This is a genomic window from Microcoleus sp. K5-D4 (assembly GCF_036704575.1).
Classification (GTDB): domain Bacteria; phylum Cyanobacteriota; class Cyanobacteriia; order Cyanobacteriales; family Microcoleaceae; genus Microcoleus.
Map to the genome: position 1 here is coordinate 1 of NZ_JAUBSD010000142.1, position 1,744 is coordinate 1,744.

At 58.4% G+C, this 1,744-nt stretch carries 1 pseudogene; it reads right to left on the bottom strand.

The window, feature by feature from the left end:
• A pseudogene (locus QUA77_RS27590) lies at nt 1–1,744 on the bottom strand (DUF11 domain-containing protein); the annotation flags it as partial.

Here is a 1,744-nt window from a genome sequence, read left to right on the forward strand (position 1 = left end):
GCGGGGCGGGTGTTGGTGTTGGCGCCGGTGTTGCAGTTGGTTCCGGTTCCGGCCTGGGTATGGGCGTCGGCGTGGGTATGGGCGTCGGGGCTGGTGGCGCTGCCGGTGTGGGTGTTAGTGCCGGTGTGGGTGTTGGTTCCGGCGCGAGTGTTGGAGTGGGTGTTAGCCCGGGTATGGGCGTCGGGGCGGGTTCCGCTGCGGGTATGGGCGTCGGGGCGGGTGTTGGTGTGGGTGTTGGTTCCGGCGCGGGTGTTGGTTCCGCTGCAGGTGTTGGTGTTGGTGGTGTTGGTGTTGGCGCGGGTGTCGGCGTCGGTATCGCTTCCTTAAGGGGGATGAGAGAGACAGTGGCGACTGCCGCACTGGTGGCGCCGAGGTTATCTGTAGCGCTGTAGGTGAAGTTTGCCCCTGTGAAATTGCCGGACGCCTGGAAGAACAACTGGGTAATTTGCTCGGGTGTCAGGATTTGACCTGCCGTCACCCGCACTCCCTGGCTGGGGTCGCCCAATAACAGCGTGCCTTCATTGGCTGGTGGCAAGGTGTTTACGGTAAAGGAAACCACCGTGCCGTCGGGGTCGGTTCCTCCGAGTCCGGGGATGTTCACGATTGTTTCCAGCAACAAAGCGACGCTGGAGTTGTTGGCGACGGGCGGCTGGTCGGTGGGAGGTAATAGTGCTAGCAGGGAGGCTGTAGCGGGGGCTGGACTAATGGCGCCGCGGCTGTCTGTGGCGCTGTAGGTAAAGTTGGTGGCTGCGAATTCGCTGGTTGCTTGGAAGAATAACTGGCTGATTTGAGTTGCGCTAAGTCTTTGGCCTGCCGTGATCCGGATTCCCTGGCTGGGGTCGCCCAAGAACAGCACGCCTTGAGTTGCCGCCGGCAGGGTGTGGATAGTGAAGAATTCGATCGAGTTTTCGGGGTCTTTTGCCGTGAGATCTGTGAGGTTGACGGTGCTGTTTGGCGCCAGTGTCTTGCTGATGTTTGTGGGTACCGGCGGGTAGTTGAACGCCAGGGACACGAGAGAAACGGTGGCGGCAGGACTGCTGTCACCGAGATTGTCCTTGCTGCTGTAGGTAAAATTAGCTCCTGTGAAATTGCCGGCCGACTCGAAGAATAACTGCGTCATTTGCTCGGCTGTCAGCGTTTGACCTGCCGTGACAGCGATTCCCCCTGTTGCGGGGTCGCCCAAGAACAGGACGCCTTGATTTGCCGGCGGCAGGGTGCTGATGGTGAATGTAACCACTGTGCCGTCTGAGTCTCTGCCTCCGAGCCCGCTAATTTGGACAACGCTGTTGGGCGCGATCGCCACATTGCTGCTGTCGGCTGATGGAAGCTTGTTGGGTGTTGGCTGCGCGAGTAAAATGGCGGTGGTGACAGTGGCTCTGGACTCGGAACCGTTGTTATTTCTGGGTTCGGGGTCAAAAGTGGTCGCTCGACTCTGGGAAGTATTGCTAATGGTGCCCGTCGCTGGAACGACTACTGTTACTTCGCGGTTGATGTTGCTGCCGCTAGTCAAACTGGGAATTGTTGGGAAGGTGACAACCCCTGTCACTGGGTCGTAAGTGCCGTTATCGGATGCGCTGACTCCCGTTAAACCGGGAATGATGCTGTCTGTAATCACTACGTTTTCAGCAGCATTCGGCCCATTGTTTGCGGTAGTTATAGTATAAGTCACGGAACTACCAGCAGGAGCAGATGTGAGACCGCTTTTGGACGTAACCAGGTCGGCTACAGCATCGATCGAGGTAAT